Origin of the sequence: Gimesia sp. (assembly GCF_048260065.1) — a bacterium.
Classification (GTDB): Bacteria; Planctomycetota; Planctomycetia; order Planctomycetales; family Planctomycetaceae; genus Gimesia.
Genome location: NZ_JBLXHC010000002.1, coordinates 615,828 through 630,704, shown reverse-complemented (window position 1 = coordinate 630,704; position 14,877 = coordinate 615,828). Strand labels below are relative to the sequence as shown.

General features: G+C 49.8%; 10 protein-coding genes. 5 read left to right on the top strand and 5 right to left on the bottom strand.

Annotated elements, in window-relative coordinates:
• Positions 1–620 precede the first annotated feature (620 nt).
• From pilM to ACN0YN_RS05505, 3 genes are all read left to right on the top strand, one after another.
• Entirely contained in the window at positions 621–2,753 is a 2,133-nt protein-coding gene (gene pilM, locus ACN0YN_RS05515; RefSeq protein WP_417383990.1) for a type IV pilus assembly protein PilM, read from the top strand.
• Between the two features lie 96 nt (positions 2,754–2,849).
• A complete protein-coding gene (locus ACN0YN_RS05510; RefSeq protein WP_417383989.1) occupies positions 2,850–4,550 on the top strand; it encodes a hypothetical protein in 1,701 nt (566 codons plus the stop codon).
• A gap of 78 nt (positions 4,551–4,628) precedes the next feature.
• Positions 4,629–6,809: a hypothetical protein gene (locus ACN0YN_RS05505; RefSeq protein ID WP_417383988.1), complete on the top strand. Its 2,181-nt coding sequence runs from the start codon at positions 4,629–4,631 to the stop codon at positions 6,807–6,809.
• Positions 6,810–6,915: 106 nt separating this feature from the next.
• On the opposite strand, the gene ACN0YN_RS05500 is transcribed toward ACN0YN_RS05505, so the two are convergent.
• On the bottom strand, positions 6,916–8,349 hold the full coding sequence (locus ACN0YN_RS05500) for a bifunctional folylpolyglutamate synthase/dihydrofolate synthase (RefSeq protein ID WP_417383987.1): 1,434 nt from the start codon (positions 8,347–8,349) through the stop codon (positions 6,916–6,918).
• A gap of 208 nt (positions 8,350–8,557) precedes the next feature.
• On the opposite strand from ACN0YN_RS05500, the gene ACN0YN_RS05495 reads away from it, so the two are divergent.
• Together ACN0YN_RS05495 and ACN0YN_RS05490 are read left to right on the top strand one after the other, a co-directional pair.
• On the top strand, positions 8,558–9,046 hold the full coding sequence (locus tag ACN0YN_RS05495; RefSeq protein ID WP_417383986.1) for a DinB family protein: 489 nt from the start codon (positions 8,558–8,560) through the stop codon (positions 9,044–9,046).
• 163 nt (positions 9,047–9,209) lie between these two features.
• A complete protein-coding gene (locus tag ACN0YN_RS05490) occupies positions 9,210–9,536 on the top strand; it encodes a hypothetical protein (protein ID WP_417383985.1) in 327 nt (108 codons plus the stop codon).
• A 19-nt stretch (positions 9,537–9,555) separates the two neighbouring features.
• Here the strand turns inward: ACN0YN_RS05490 and ACN0YN_RS05485 are convergent, their stop codons facing one another.
• The 4 genes from ACN0YN_RS05485 to ACN0YN_RS05470 form a co-directional block, all read right to left on the bottom strand.
• The gene (locus ACN0YN_RS05485; RefSeq protein ID WP_417383984.1) at positions 9,556–10,767 is read right to left on the bottom strand and encodes an AAA family ATPase; all 1,212 of its coding nucleotides are present in this window, start codon (positions 10,765–10,767) and stop codon (positions 9,556–9,558) included.
• A gap of 173 nt (positions 10,768–10,940) precedes the next feature.
• Positions 10,941–12,713: a type II and III secretion system protein family protein gene (locus ACN0YN_RS05480; protein WP_417383983.1), complete on the bottom strand. Its 1,773-nt coding sequence runs from the start codon at positions 12,711–12,713 to the stop codon at positions 10,941–10,943.
• Between the two features lie 151 nt (positions 12,714–12,864).
• Positions 12,865–13,914 (bottom strand): Flp pilus assembly protein CpaB, encoded by a 1,050-nt coding sequence (gene cpaB, locus ACN0YN_RS05475; protein ID WP_417383982.1) that lies wholly within the window; start codon positions 13,912–13,914, stop codon positions 12,865–12,867.
• Positions 13,915–14,216: 302 nt separating this feature from the next.
• Positions 14,217–14,768, bottom strand: a complete 552-nt coding sequence (locus tag ACN0YN_RS05470) for an A24 family peptidase (protein WP_417383981.1) — start codon at positions 14,766–14,768, stop codon at positions 14,217–14,219.
• Between the last annotated feature and the right edge of the window lie 109 nt (positions 14,769–14,877).

Here is a 14,877-nt window from a genome sequence, read left to right as displayed (position 1 = left end):
GGAACGCGGCAGTAAATCGGGAGACAGATTAGCATAAGCAAACGATTGCCAAGTATCTATAGCGCTGCCTGTCTCAGTGGCGAGTTAAAGTGAAAAGACTGTCTAACTCATACTGAAATCGACAGTTAAGAATGCGATGTCCTCATGATAAAATGGCAGATCCCTTGAAAACAGGCTTCTCAGATCCAGCAAAAAAACTGATAAAATCGTAGTAATATTCAGGTTATCGGGAACTCCTTTAAATCACGCTCCGTCCAATCAAGTGAAAACAACAATCTTCTGAAGTGATGAAAATAGACGTTCATAACAGCATTCGCTGGTAATCGTTATCAATTATAACGGTTTCTATTAATTTTTATGAAGTCGTTTTCAAACATCAGTTATTTCATTGACTTTATAGGAAATCCTGTGATAGCCTTATGTTAGGGAATTATAGCTACACAAATTATTCCCAGGCATATCCTGACTGAAACTGAATAGATCTGATACATTTCTGCCTGTTGTTCAAGCTCTCTCAACCGGCAGAGTTTCACCTCGTAAAATTATTTTCTAATGACATTCCGGTTTAAACTGACGACCAGCAGTCTGCTCAGGTCCGGAAAGCAGGAGTAACCAGACACATGGCAGAAAATCAAGCTGTTTGGGGTATTGAAATTGGCCAGGCCGGCTTAAAGGCTATTCGCCTGCGGTACGCAGAAGCTGCCGACCAGGTGATTGCGGTCGCCTTCGATTACATTCCCCATCCTAAAATTCTCAGCCAGCCCGATGCTGTTCCCGATGAACTGATCGGTCAGGCTCTGGACACATTCCTGTCCCGCAATGAAACCAATGGCGACCTGATCGCCATCAGTGTTCCCGGCCAGACTTCACTGGCGCGCTTCATTCAGTTGCCTCCCGTTCAGTCGAACCGGGTTCCGGAGATTGTGAAGTACGAAGCCAAACAGCAGATTCCCTTCGCTCTGGAAGACGTAATCTGGGATTACCAGCCTCTCGGCGGCGGGATTGAAGAGAGTGGTTACATGCTGGATGCCGAAGTCGGTATCTTCGCCATGAAACGCGATCAGGTGCTGCATGCACTGCAGCCGTTCCTGCAACGCAAAATTGAAGTCGAACTGATTCAGATCGCTCCACTGGGACTGTATAACACACTCTGTTACGATTCTCTGGGCATGCGAGTCAATCAGGACTTTGAAGGCAATCCGGAAGAATCGGCCATTGTTGTCGACATGGGTGCTGACAGCACGACACTCATGGTGACCAACGGTAATAAAATCTGGATCCGCAACGTCCCCATCGGCGGTAACCACTTTACCCGCGCTTTGACCAAAGAGATGAAGCTGACGTTCGCGAAAGCCGAACACCTCAAATGCAATGCCACCCGTTCTGAAGATCCCCGCGCTGTCTTTCAGGCACTGCGACCGGTCTTCAACGAGTATGTCTCAGAAATTCAGCGTTCCATCGGTTACTTCTCCAGTGTCAACCGTGACGCCAAAATCTCAAAAGTGTACGGTACCGGTAATGGTTTTAAACTGGCTGGTCTGCAGAAATTCCTGCAACAGAACCTGCAGTATGAAGTCGAACGCCTGGATGACTTCCAGGGGCTCGTCGGTGATGCCGTTCTGAATGAACCATTGTTCCAGGATAACATCCTCACATTTACCGTACCTTACGGTATCGCGCTGCAGGCATTGAAGCAGACAACGATTCGCACCACGCTGCTGCCTCCTGAAATTGCCACAGCACGTAAAATCCGACGCAAAAAGCCCTGGGCTGTGGTCGCTGCAGCTGCCTTGATGATCGGCCTGTGCATTTCCGCAGTCGGTTACAGCAATGTCGCCAACTCCGTCAGCCAGGACCGGTTTGGTACCGTTGAAACAAAAGTCAAGAACCTGAAACAACAGGTGGGCGGCTATAACACAGCCTATGAAGGTGAAAAAACCGAATACACCAACCTGATCGAAAAGGGCAATAAACTCGTCTGGAATATGGACAGTCGCACTGACTGGCTGGAAGTCTACAAAGCGATTGACGAATGCCTGCCTCGCGATGTCGGCGATGAAATTGATAACGAACAGATCGATAAACGCAACCGGATCAAACTTCCCGGGATTACTGTCCGATTTGAGAAAGATCTGGGGACCTGGTTCCAGGGGCTCTCTCCACAGGCAAAGTCACTGCTTCCTAAAATCGATCAGGATACTCCTCCGGAAGGTGAAGGTTATATCTTCACTTTAAACGGCGTACATTATCATAACGACGAATCCAAACCCACCACCGATGTCGGTGTCTTATACGTCCACGAGACCCTACTGAAAAATCTGCAGTCCTGGACTGTCAAAAACCCGGGTTCCCCCGCTGTTGATGTTCGGAAAATGGGGATCACTCATCCGGTCATTCTGAAAGACAGCCGTGACCCATTCCAATTCTACCCCAATGGTCGGCCTCGCGGCATGTCCCAGGGGGGAGAAGGGCGGTTTGCCGGCGGACGACCAGGCGGATTTGGCGGACTTGGTGGCGGTGCAGGCGCTCTGCCCGGCGATGAAAGTGCATTTGCCGGAGGGCTCGGCGGAGGTGTTGGCCGTCCCCGTATTGGCGCAAATCGACCTGAAAAAGAAGTTAAGCCTATTGATCTGCAACGGACTCAATTCACACTCGAATTTGTCTGGAAACCAATTCCCGTTCTGGAACGCCAGGAAAATCCACCGGAAGCTCCTGCGACAGAAGGGGAAGAAGCAACTGCAGAAGCAGGTTAAACCCGACGACAGCTTCTGTAGAAATAGAGATTATTTAGTCAGTCAGTACAAATCATAAAGAGAAAATCATCTCTTCGGAGAAACGAGGACAACCCCATGGACAAATTGAAACCTCTGATTACTCATAAATTCTGGATCATCCTGTTTATCGCGTTACTTCTGCCTGTCATCGGCTGGAGTATGGCAACCGGCAGCCTGGCGAAAGAAATCGAAGAGCGAAAGACTGCGATCGACCAGGCCTTTAACGATGCGTCGGTTCCTCCCAATCCTCCGAACCAGACCTGGTCGACGGCGCTCAAACAGATCAACGATCAAAAACGCAATTACAATGCGGAGTCGACCAAATATCTCTGGGAGAAGCAGAAGGCATTATTTGTCTGGCCTCCCGATATCGCGACCCTCATGACAGACACACCCTATCGTGGTGAGATTTCGATTAAACCCCGTAACCTGTATCGTTCGGCCTATCAGTTCGAGATTCTGCGTGCTTACAAACTCGCAAATCCATTCAACCTGACTGATGGTAAAGGACTGGTCGAAATCAATCCCTTAGTCATTCCACATGTTCCATTCGATAAATGGAAAACAGTATCCCCGACCTCGGAAGACATGTGGGATGCACAGGAAGATGTCTGGCTGGTCACATCCATTCTCGAAGCCATTGCCAAAGTGAACAGCGAAAGTGGCGCTACTAATATCAGCGAATCACCCATTCGACAGATTTCCGTGCTCGAACTGCGCGGCGGTACTGTCGGCGATGACGGTAGTGCTCCTGCCGGTGACGGTGGCATGGGTATGGATGGCGAAATGGCAGCCGCTGGCGGCGGTGGCCTGTTTGGCGGCGGCGGTGGCGGCGGAATGCGAGGCATGGCTGATGGCAAAAATGGCGCTTTAACAGTCGACGTCGACATGGACCTCGTGAAAATCTTTGGAAATGACGTTGATGGATCCGCAGGCGGTGGCGGCGGCGAATCAGAAATGGCCATGGATGAGTCAGCCCTGGCTGGCGGCTTCGGTGGCGGCATGGGGGGAGCAGGTGCACAAAAGCTGAAACGTTATTACGATGACGCAGAAGAACTCCCCTATAAAACAAGAGCCTTTTATCTCAAAGCAACGATCCAGTCTTCAAAACTCCCTAACCTGCTGGCCCAATTGAGCAGCATGCCCTGGCCGACAAAAATCGTGCGGGTGCAACGTGCTGACCTGTATGATGACCATATGAATCCGATTGCCAGTGTTGGTGGTGGAACAGGGCGTCGCGGAGGTTCTGCCGGCGGAGCTGGCGGATTCAGCTCTGAAGCGGATTTCGCAGGCGGTGCTGGTGGAGGATTCGGTGCGGCAACTGGTTTTGGAGTTGATTCCGGTATGGGCGTAGATGGCTCAGGAAATCTTCAGGGACAGGAAAACAAGAAACTGCTTGATGCTGCTCTGAATGATCCTGAACTGGCTGTTGTCACGATCGCAGGTCTGATGACACTCTACAAACCTTACGTTCCACCAGAAGGTGAAGCGGTAGCCGAATCTGCAGAACAACCTCAAGATGCAACAGGGACAACGGAACCGGCAGATTCTACAGAACCTGCCGATGGTTCAACACCTGCTGCTTCGACTCCGGAACCGGCGGCTGCAGGTGAAAATCCAGCACAACCGGCGGCAACCACTCCACCAGAGCCAGGTGGTGATACGACGACACCAGCGGAACCGGCAACCCCGGCACCAGCGGCAGGTTCCAATCCTAATGAAACAACACAACCCCCTCCGGCTGAGCCAAAGCCAGCGGAACCGGTTAATCCATAATACACTTTTACTCGACGCTGCAGCTGAACAGCTCCTGTAACATTTTCACTTAACGGAGATAGTCCTGTGAAAAATCTGATGTCCAACCTTAAAGGAATGAATTACAAGGAATTTGCAATCACGCATGGCGAGAAGATCGCTTTGGGTTTCATTGCATTGTTTGTATTTTTCGTCATCTTCACCTCTCAGTGGACAACTGAAAAACGGACTCCTGCCGAATTAGAACAGAAGGTTAACACGGCAGAGGCCCAGGTGAATAACAGCCAGTGGCCTGAAGAAACCCGCCAGGAATATCTGAAAGAAGATGACCTGCGACAAAAAGTGGCTACGTTAATGAATAAGCAGCTGGAAGTCACCCCGTATATGTTTACAACCAAGCTCTCCTGGCCCATCTATGCGAAAAAAGCCAAAGCCAAAGAAGTCGACTTTCTACCCGTCGAAGATCTGGTTGCGACTTACGGCCGTGTGATCATGCAGACCCGTCCCGTTTCTGCAACTCTGGAAGGCAGCGAAGAATCGAATACAGCAGAGGGTGAAAAAGCAAAACCGGATGAACCGGAATATGATGCCTTCAAACGCCGTACAACAGGCATGGGCGGTGGGATGGGAGGCCCTGGTGGTGCCATGGCAGGTCTGACATTCGGCGCGATCCCCGCTGAATCAGAAATGGCGATGGCGGGAGAACCAGCTGCGATGGATCCTGGCTTTGCCAATCCAGATGCGTTTGCTGCTGGAAATCCAGATGCGATGGGAATGGAAGGCGGTATGGGCATGACCGGGCCTGTCCGCGAAGGGCGTGGGTTAAGGTTTGTTGCAGTCCGCGGTGTCTTCGACCTGGCAACCCAGCAGGATAAACTCGAACGTTCTTTAGGCGATGCCTACTCTTTCCAGAATATGCAGACAGGTAAGATTCTGGAGTTTCTCGATTTTCAACTACAACGCAAAAAAGCCATTCCCGGCGATGATCCATGGGCCGGAGAGTGGAAAGACGTTGACATCGAAACGTCGATCGAAATTTTGAAAGAAAGCGCTGACTTTGACCCCGAGGTCGTCAACAGCGGGATCACAGACCGTGTCTTTACGATGCCACTTCCCAGCCGCATCGCCGGATTCTGGTATAAAGTCGCCACACATCCCCGCGTGGAAAACTTTACTCTGAGCCAGGAAGAAATCGAACAGGAACTTGAGCTCAATCGCCGCATCCTGGATCAGTACAAAAAAACGCACTCCAATGAAAAAGTCTTCAAAGAAAAACAGAAAGGGTTCTCCACTTTGCAGCTTGATATGCGGGGTATGCGAAGTGAGTTGATGTATGGCGGGGGAGGTGCCAGCGAAATGGATATGGTCGTGCAGGGCATGGCAGATTCTGTAAGGCAGGAATACCAGGGCCGTCCAGGTGAACCGATGGATGAGAAGAAACTGATTCAGAAGCTGAAAGCAAATGTAACAGCCGCTGGTCGTCTGCTTTTATTCCGCTACTTTGATTTTGACCTGAATCCAGGTGAAACTTACAAATACCGTGTGCGACTGGTAGTCCGTAACCCCAATTTCCAGCGTCCTATTGATGAAGTCATTCTGCCGGCCGTTGCCGAAGGCGAAACCCGCATGACTCCCTGGAGTAATGAAACCGCAGCAGTCACTGCTGAGGAAGACGTGCACTTTTACCTGCAGAGCGTACGTCCCCCTCGCGGGATTACCGGAACGCAGGCAAACTTCGAAATCTACCAGTGGTATCCTAAAACAGGCACAACAATTCAGTCTGTCTTGAAAACTTCTATTGGTGATGAAATCGGTGGCGAACAGGTTGCCGAGCTGTACGATGTTGCTAAAGAAGAATACGACGAGAAGGCAACCGTGCAGTTTGACACCCAGAATTACCTCGTCGATGCGATTCCTGCTCCTTCCATTCGACTGGAAGATCATCCCGATTTAAACCTGCCTGCCAAAACACGCGGGCATCTGCCAATCGAACCGGAAGCAGTCATCGTTGATAATTTTGGTAACCTGAAAAAATCCCTTCCGCCTGCTGTTTCCAGTTCCTATGCCGATGTTAAGAAGAAATTCGGTCGTGAACGCGAAAGCTTAACCTGGGTCAAGGAAGCCACAGAAGCACGTACCGCTGCTCCCGCCGATGGATTTGGTGAGCTCGGATTTGAAGGCGCGAGTGCCTTTGAAGGCATGGAAGCGGAAATGCTGGGGCCCCAATCACGCGGCAAGAAAAACAAGCGGAAAAAGAATCCGATCCGCCTGGGACCCTGATTGATATTTTTAATCTCTATTGAAAAAGGGCGGGACAGTTCATTGTCCCGCCCTTTTTTGATTTCAAAAGAACAATAGTGCCTGAGGAGAGAAACCTCTCATCAGATCAGCAGGGTTCGGTCACCAGAACAGCATCTGTTGTCCCCAGCAGCAGCTCACGTAATTCTGCTGCGATGAAAAACGAGCCGGTAACACAAATCAGAGAATCGGGAGTCACAGCTTCTTTGGCCCGCAACCAGGCGGCCTCGGGACTCTCGGTGATCATGACCTGTGACGTATTTCCGGTCGACTGCTGCGTTGCCCTGGTGAGGTTCACTAACTCTTCCACGGGAATACGCCGCGGATTCGAGAGGTACTGCGTCAGAATCACTGTCTGAAAGCAGGGGAGTAGCGTTTCCAGCATTTCTTCGACATTTTTATCTTTCGTCGCTGCAAAGATCAAAATCCGATTGCTTTGCGGGAAACTGGCAGTCAGTGTTTCAACCAGCGCTTCGATAGAGGCACCGTTATGAGCCGTGTCGATAATCACCGGAGGATTTTTCTGCACCAGTTCAATCCGGGCCGGCCACTTCAGACGCAGCATTCCCTGCCGCATCTGACTTTCCTCCAGCGTTACTCCTTTTTGGCGTAAAGAGTCGATCACAGTCACAGCCAGAGTCGCATTAATCAGCTGATGTGTGCCCAATAGTGTGACAGGCATCTGATCAATCAGAGACCAGGGAGTTCTTACCTGAATGTTCTGTTGATTTTGGGCGGAAGCCACGCGAGAGCCATCCGTCTGCTCAAGTTGCAAACCCTGATGTGGCTCATCCACTCGATGAAAATCCCGATTCAACAGATATAAAGGAGCCTGTTTTTCCTGACAGACTTCTTCCAGGACTGCAATCGCTTCCGGCTGGGTGACTCCACTGAATACAGGGACTCCCTGTTTGATAATGCCCGCTTTTTCTCTTGTGATCTGTTCAATCGTATTTCCCAGCAGTGCCGTATGGTCGTAACTGATATTAGTAACCACTGATACCATCGGCTCACAGACGTTGGTAGAATCCAGTCGCCCTCCCAGGCCAACTTCCATCACTGCGAAATCAACGCGCTGCTGCTGAAAATGCATCCAGGCCAGCGCTGTCGTCAATTCAAAAAATGTGGGGCTCATATTGCCCGGTTGCAGGTCGAGCTGCTCGACGACCGGAATCAGTTCCGAAACCAGATCGACCAGGTGTTCTGGTTCAATCTGCCGACCGTCAATCAGAATTCGCTCTTCATAACAGGTGATATGAGGCGAAGTAAATAAGCCCGTGCGAAAACCGGCTGCAGAGAGCATCTCCGCGATCATTGCAGAGGTGGAGCCTTTCCCTTTGGTCCCGGCAATGTGGATCGAACGGACCTGGGATTGTGGATTTCCCAGACAATCCAGCAACTCCTGCATTCTTCCCAATTTAAAATCACTGGTGGAGTATTTGCCACTCCCCATCCGTTCATAATTGAGACGACTGAATAGAAAGTCCAGACTCTGCTGGTACTTCTCTGCCGAGACTCCCATGCCGGGCAGTTTCCTTATGATATAACTGAAAAAACATCCATTCTGTTAACTGTCGTGATCAGCATGACAGAAAAACAGCCGAGTATAGCAGTGATCTGTCGGATATTATAGTCACGCACTTTTCAGAAGTAGACTGTGAGGTATATGATCTAAAAAAGATTTTTACAACCACCAGCCCCGTTCGAGCCTCAAAAGGTATACAGAAATCATGAGCATCCAGATTGCCACCATCGTGGAACTGCTGAACTTTAACCGGATCATGACACTCAAAACAGTAGATGAGATCAGTGCACTGTCTGATCCTCAATCTGCCCTGGCATTCCGTCCGGGTCCCGGCAGGGCCACTATCGCGTGGCAAATCATGCATATCGCGATCACAGAAGAATTATTTGCGACCGACCGCCTGCGAAAAACGGATTCGAAACTGTCAGATCTGTTTCCCCTCTACCAGAAGGGGAGTACGGCAGGCGATGAGATTCCCTCTCTCGAAGTCATCAAAAATACGTTAAGCCAGTCACGGGAGAATTTACTGGAAACCATTCAACTCATCTCTGAAGCCGACCTTGATCTGATCCCAGCAGGTCTCCAGGAACGAGGCTGGTCCAACGAGATGGCGTTAAAAATCATCTGCTGGCACGAAACACACCACCAGGGACAGGCTCACCTGACCTTGAACTCCTGGAAAGCAGAACAATAGCCGAGCTCTGCTTAAATCACTGGGTAACCGGGGAACATTGAATTTCTATTGACATTTTTTCAGTATCTTTTCAAATTACGTCTGTCATTGATTTTGAGTCAGCCGCTCCAGACGTTCTACCTGATATTGAGACCGTTTCAATTCAGATGAAGGATCTGTCCCCATGAGTTCGATTAACCCCGGTGGCCTCAACATTAACAGCTCTTTTGCCGGTGCGCAACGGAGTGACGCCAATGTGGACAAGCAAAAAGCCGAAGCGGCGGCTCAGAATATGTCCATCGATAAAAAAGAGATGACAGACCACCGGCTGCATGATGTCGGTGACCCTGATGCCTCTGGCGATCGCGATGCCGATGGCCGGATGCCATTAGGACATGAAGAAGAAGCCGAGCAGGGGGCTCACAGCGAAACTGAAGAACAGGAAGAACACTCCACTCGTCACCCCGACGCAGAAGGGAACCGGGGCACTCATCTTGATCTGGATGCCTGATGTTTCGTTCTGCGGAACGCTATTTGGAATGATTTAAGAACCCAAACAGACTCTTCTTTTTCCGGGCAACCGAGTCGTCCTGTTCTGCGACCGATTCTCCACTCACATTCGCAGCCAGCCCCATAATGGTTCTGGTGAGTTTTGCTTTGGGAGCCTGCATGATCAATGGAATACCGTTGTTCCGTGACTCAACCATTGTCGCATAATCATTCGGAATCTGACAGAAAATTTCGCGACCGATGGTTTCCAGTGCTTTACTCACACTGATCTGAGTGTCTTCCAGTCCCAGACGATTCATCACCACTTTGATTTTTTCTGCGATGTGATCGTTGGTGTCAAAAAACTGAGAAAGACGAACGACATTTCTCAGGCAGGGTAAATCCAGCTGGGCAGTTAACAGAACCGTATCCGACAGTTCCATCGCAGCCAGATCGAGACTGTTATACGACTTGCTGACATCAATCACGAGATGGGTAAACGTCGCTCTGAGCAGGGCAATGATACGACGGAGCACTTCCGTCGTAATCTGCACCGACATATCCATCTGCACGGGACGAGGCAACAGGAACGCCCCGCACGCATGCTTGGTCAACGATCGTTTCAGCAGCGAATAGTCCAGTCTCGCAATGTTTTCGGCGACGTCCTGAATTGTGTAATCTGGAATGATATCCAGCCAGACGTCCGTATCGCCTAAAGCCAGATCCAGATCGATCACAGCCACACTGTTGCGTTCATGGCTTGCCAGGCAGCAGGCCAGGTTGATTGCCAGAGAAGTACAACCGACACCACCACTCACGCCAGCGACGGTAATAACCTGACTGGAGCGGGGGGCACTATGTTCCCCTTCTGATTTCCCGGAGGTAATCTGAATCCGGTTTAAAGCAGACAGGAAGTCTTCCAGAACCAGTGGGAATCCCAGGAATTCTTTGGCGCCATTTCGCATCGCCTTTAAAATCAGACTGCCTTCCTGGGAACTGCTGACAACAATCACATTACAGCTGGGCAGATCACGTGTCACCTGGGCAATCAGATTTAAAGCCATTTCCGGATTCGCATCCAGTGAAATCAGCGCAATGTCAGGCTGTGTCTGAGAAACGACTTCCGTAAAGAACTCGTAACGGCTGCACTCAGCTTCGAGCCAGACCATATCCACGCCAATCAGCATGTTTTTCAGCTCATTGCGAGTTGCTTCATTGGGATCGATAATCGAAAGCCGGACAACTCCACTCATTCGTCAATCACTTCTACTTAGGGTTTCGTGTTTCTACTGTCTTTATAATAGTATCGAACTTAAATGCGTATTTTTTGAAGTTTTTCAAAGGGGATCCTGTTGAATTGAGCGACATTCCCGTCGACTCCGTTGAATTCCTGCCAGAAAGAGACTCAGATAAATCAATATCCCTCCTAACTCCCCGGTCCAATCAGTCCCGGTTGATTGCTCGCAGGAGAGCTGATACGGGGTGCACTGGTCTTTACGCTTGGTTCAGGTGTCTTTGACTTCGCCTTCCAGTCATTCTGTTTCGGACTCGAAAGATCTGGCACCCGGGCCGCGGTAGCCGACTGAGGAGACGTCTTCTGCATTTTTTCGTGCTCCTTTAACGCTTTCATACTCTCCGGTGAAAGCGATGGTTTCCTGATCACTTCTGAGCTAAAGGTAGGAGCCGCCGGTACAGGGGGCACCTGAGATTCTGAAGCGGGTGGCAGAACATAATCGGGAGTCATCATCGATTCAGGACTGATGGGCCCGGGAACGGAATACTGACAATCAGGACAGTTATCCCCATAGCTGGGTACTTCCAGCACACCATCCAGATACAACTCGCGATCTGTGGGAGTTGCTGTGAACAGTCCGGGGCCTCCCGGTGGAACCTGGCCAGACTTCAACGGGGAGACCAGTTCCGGAGTCACCATGATCACAAGTTCGGTTTCTCCCTCAGTGTATCTGACCCGACGGAAGGCAGCACCCACGACGGGGAGTTCACCCAGAATCGGAGTCTTGGATGTTTCGGCGGTTTTCCGGCTTGAGATCAGACCGGCAATGACCATGGTTTCACCAAAGTTCATTTCAACAGCCGTATTCGCACGGCGGACAGTCAAACCAGGTACAGTTGTTCCGGAAACCTGAACGGCATTGGAAAAATCCCGTTCACTGACTTCAGGTTGCACTTCCAGACGCAGGCGTCCGTTCCCCAGAACGATGGGAACCGCTTCCATGCGAACACCAAATTCACGCCATTCAATCGTAACCGTCCCCAGACTTTGAGGTACCAGGATCGGAAATTCACCACCAGACAGCAGGTTAGCCGGGCGGCCGCTGGTGGTGACAAGTTCCGGTTCTGCCAGAATCTTCAGTAACGCTTCCTGTTTTAATGCTTCGATGAATGCCTGAAAAATACTGTTATCGTTGACCAGACCAAAACCCATCGTGGCATTCCCGAGCAGATTCTGAGACGCGGTCAGTGCCGGCGGTCCACCAAAGGGAACTGAAATTCCAGTTAAAGGTACCAGTGAACCGGGATTGCTGTGAACATAGCCAGATTGATTCAGGAACAGCCAGTTCACGCCCAGTTGTCTGATTTTTGATCGCTGCACTTCCATGATTTTGACTTTGAGCAGCACCTGCTGCACACCTGCCAGCTTCATCTGGTTTAATACACCATTGGGGAAGAACTGTTCGGCGATTTCGACCATTTCCGTAATGGCTTCCGGTGCCGTCACCCAGCCACGTAAAACGACTGAGTCCTGAACTTTAATGGCTGTTACAGAAGAAGTGGGGAACAGTTCCCGCAGATAAGCCTGCAGGTGACGTGCATCACCGCTCACGAATGTTTCAAGTGTGTAAACTTTTCCATTTTCGTCGGTAATCACCAGTGTGGTGACACCAGGAACCAGTGCCTGAATTCGGAGTTCGTTGGGAGTGAGAGCCGACACGCTCAATACGGTCGGATCAAATCCGTCCACACGTTTGATCTTACCCGGGAACTTGAGAATCTTGGAGAACTTCTCAGTCACTTCCAGTTTCATATTTTCAGATGAAACCTGAACGACTGGTTCGCTCGCTCCGGGAGGCGCGGGTTGCTCATCCTGAGCGTATGCACTCAACGCAATGAGGCTGCATACCAATGCGACAAAAACAGGCAGACATTTCACTCTAATGTGTTTTTTTAAGGCCAGCATCCGTGCCCCTTACTTTTTTACTACTGAGCGATTTCAGTTTAAATGCTGAAATCACTCTAAAACAGGTATCATTCAATAACTTGTTGAGAGTATTCTCTCTGCCCGCACTCAATCCCCTGTTCTGTGTCAGAGAGCAGGGGAGTCTCTTATCTCAGTTTATTTTCTGTTTCTGCTGAGTCGTAAATACTTCCCAGAGATCTTTTAATGCAGCTTTCTGATCTTCGATTTCCTCTTCCAGAAGTTCGACTTCCTGTACGATTTTTTCTTCTCCGGAAAAAATCTCAATCTGCCACATTTTCTTAGGTTCTTCCAGAGGCTCTGCAGTAGCACTCGTTGACGTCATCTGTTGCGGTTCCTGCTCTTCATCCAGAAACTGCTTTGCCGACTGAGGCCCTTTTTCCTGTTGAACCACTTCCTCTTTGTTTTCTTTCTTCACATCTCCCTGAGCAGGTTCTTCACCGTCTTTCAGGTACTCACTGCCTTCAATCGAAAAGACTTCAGCCAGTTCGTCATCATCAAATTGCACGTCTTCTGAATCAGTTGAATCCGATTGTGCTCTTAATGCGAGATGAACTTCTCCTTTTTTCTCTGCCAGCTTCAACATGGCTCCTTCACGTGGCGAAAGCAGCAGTGAAATATTCTTCGATTTCACCTGATTACTTTCTGTCCCACCGACATCAGTCAGATGGTCTGTCGCGAAGATTTTGACTCGTTCCAGAATTACTTTTGTGATGGTTGACATGCCTCCCCCAGGTTTGCGGGCTGTGAATGTTACATACACATCCACAAAGTCTCCGGGAAGTATTAAACCACTATGTGTTTTAGTCATATCCACTGACGTCGTGAAGACCCGTTTGCCATCTGGAATTTCGACTGATGCTCCGCGAACTCCCTGTTCACTGAGCTTCGCTTTCATCACGATTTCTCCCGGCACTGCCCGGGTCTTGATGGAGCGGTCTTTATACTGTTCCAGTTTGGTAACTGCACCTTCAGGTACCTGATCGATCGGCCATGATTTGAATTTGACATTGGACTCATTCAAAGGAGTACCAGGCGGGATTTCAGCAATTGTCATCAGGACATTTGCCGTTTTCACTTCTTCCTGCTTGTTATCCTTATTGAGGATCTGCCTCACGCCCAACATCGCAACCAGTCCACAACCGACGGCGATCACCAACATCATTAACGACTTGACTTTCATTTCTGTCACCCATCAAAGAGAAACATAGCAGCGAAGCTCTCATGAAAACCGCCTCGTCCCGAACGGGATGATCTGCCGGTTTTCCAAAATGGCGTTCCGATATGCCTCTTTTCCATAGAGAACAGAAAATTCTGTCATCATGGAGAACATCGGCACTTCAAGAGCTTTCGCTTCAATTTATAACGATTTTATCGTTTGAAATAATTATTCTGGTTGTAACACATAGCTTCTCGCGGTCCGCCCGAAAACCACATACAACCCACACCCCCTGTTTTCACAGAGGGCAGGGTGTGCGTTTTGGTTTACAGGAGTCCTGCGTAGAAGAAATAAGCAATCGATCCGATGCAAATGGGAATACCATAGGGCAACAGAAACATGGTCGGTTTCCGTTCCTTGGCGATGCGTGACAGTTCGCGAGGGTTCTTCACGGAACGCCATTCATCAAGAATCATGATGGCCTGTCCCAGATGTTTGTAGAAGTTCTTGCGGTAGAGCACCATGCCAATCGCCATGACAGCTCCCACTACAGTTGTCACACAAAATGCATAGAAGGTAATTTTCACACCCAGCCAGGCACCGATGCCAGCCATCAGTTTCACGTCTCCCGCTCCCATACCTCCTACACTGTACAGTGGAAGCAGAGTAGCCAGGCCGACGACCATTCCCAGCAGTCCCCAACCCAGTCCAGCCAGACCGCCAGTCCAGGTCACGTAAATCAACCCGGAGAGAACCATGGGGTAGGTGATCCAGTTAGGAACACGCAATTCTTTCCCATCAATATATGCGGCATAAATCAAGACAATGGAAACAAACTTTACATGCCAATTCTCGAGAAGTAACTGTTGCCAATCCATCAATATGGCCTTTCTTATCGTGTCTTACTGAAATGCGTTTCAGAGCATTTCGTTGGGGATATTTCTTGTTAGTGATACTCAGGTCGAATCAACAGTCAGCTCATGCGGA

What these genes read in the sequence shown, in the direction of transcription:
- pilM (WP_417383990.1), top strand. Translation starts at nt 621, where the DNA reads ATGGCAGAAAATCAAGCTGTTTGGGGTATTGAAATTGGCCAGGCCGGC.
- ACN0YN_RS05510 (WP_417383989.1), top strand. Translation starts at nt 2,850, where the DNA reads ATGGACAAATTGAAACCTCTGATTACTCATAAATTCTGGATCATCCTG.
- ACN0YN_RS05505 (WP_417383988.1), top strand. Translation starts at nt 4,629, where the DNA reads ATGTCCAACCTTAAAGGAATGAATTACAAGGAATTTGCAATCACGCAT.
- ACN0YN_RS05500 (WP_417383987.1), bottom strand. Translation starts at nt 8,349, where the DNA reads ATGGGAGTCTCGGCAGAGAAGTACCAGCAGAGTCTGGACTTTCTATTC.
- ACN0YN_RS05495 (WP_417383986.1), top strand. Translation starts at nt 8,558, where the DNA reads ATGAGCATCCAGATTGCCACCATCGTGGAACTGCTGAACTTTAACCGG.
- ACN0YN_RS05490 (WP_417383985.1), top strand. Translation starts at nt 9,210, where the DNA reads ATGAGTTCGATTAACCCCGGTGGCCTCAACATTAACAGCTCTTTTGCC.
- ACN0YN_RS05485 (WP_417383984.1), bottom strand. Translation starts at nt 10,767, where the DNA reads ATGAGTGGAGTTGTCCGGCTTTCGATTATCGATCCCAATGAAGCAACT.
- ACN0YN_RS05480 (WP_417383983.1), bottom strand. Translation starts at nt 12,713, where the DNA reads ATGCTGGCCTTAAAAAAACACATTAGAGTGAAATGTCTGCCTGTTTTT.
- cpaB (WP_417383982.1), bottom strand. Translation starts at nt 13,914, where the DNA reads ATGAAAGTCAAGTCGTTAATGATGTTGGTGATCGCCGTCGGTTGTGGA.
- ACN0YN_RS05470 (WP_417383981.1), bottom strand. Translation starts at nt 14,768, where the DNA reads ATGGATTGGCAACAGTTACTTCTCGAGAATTGGCATGTAAAGTTTGTT.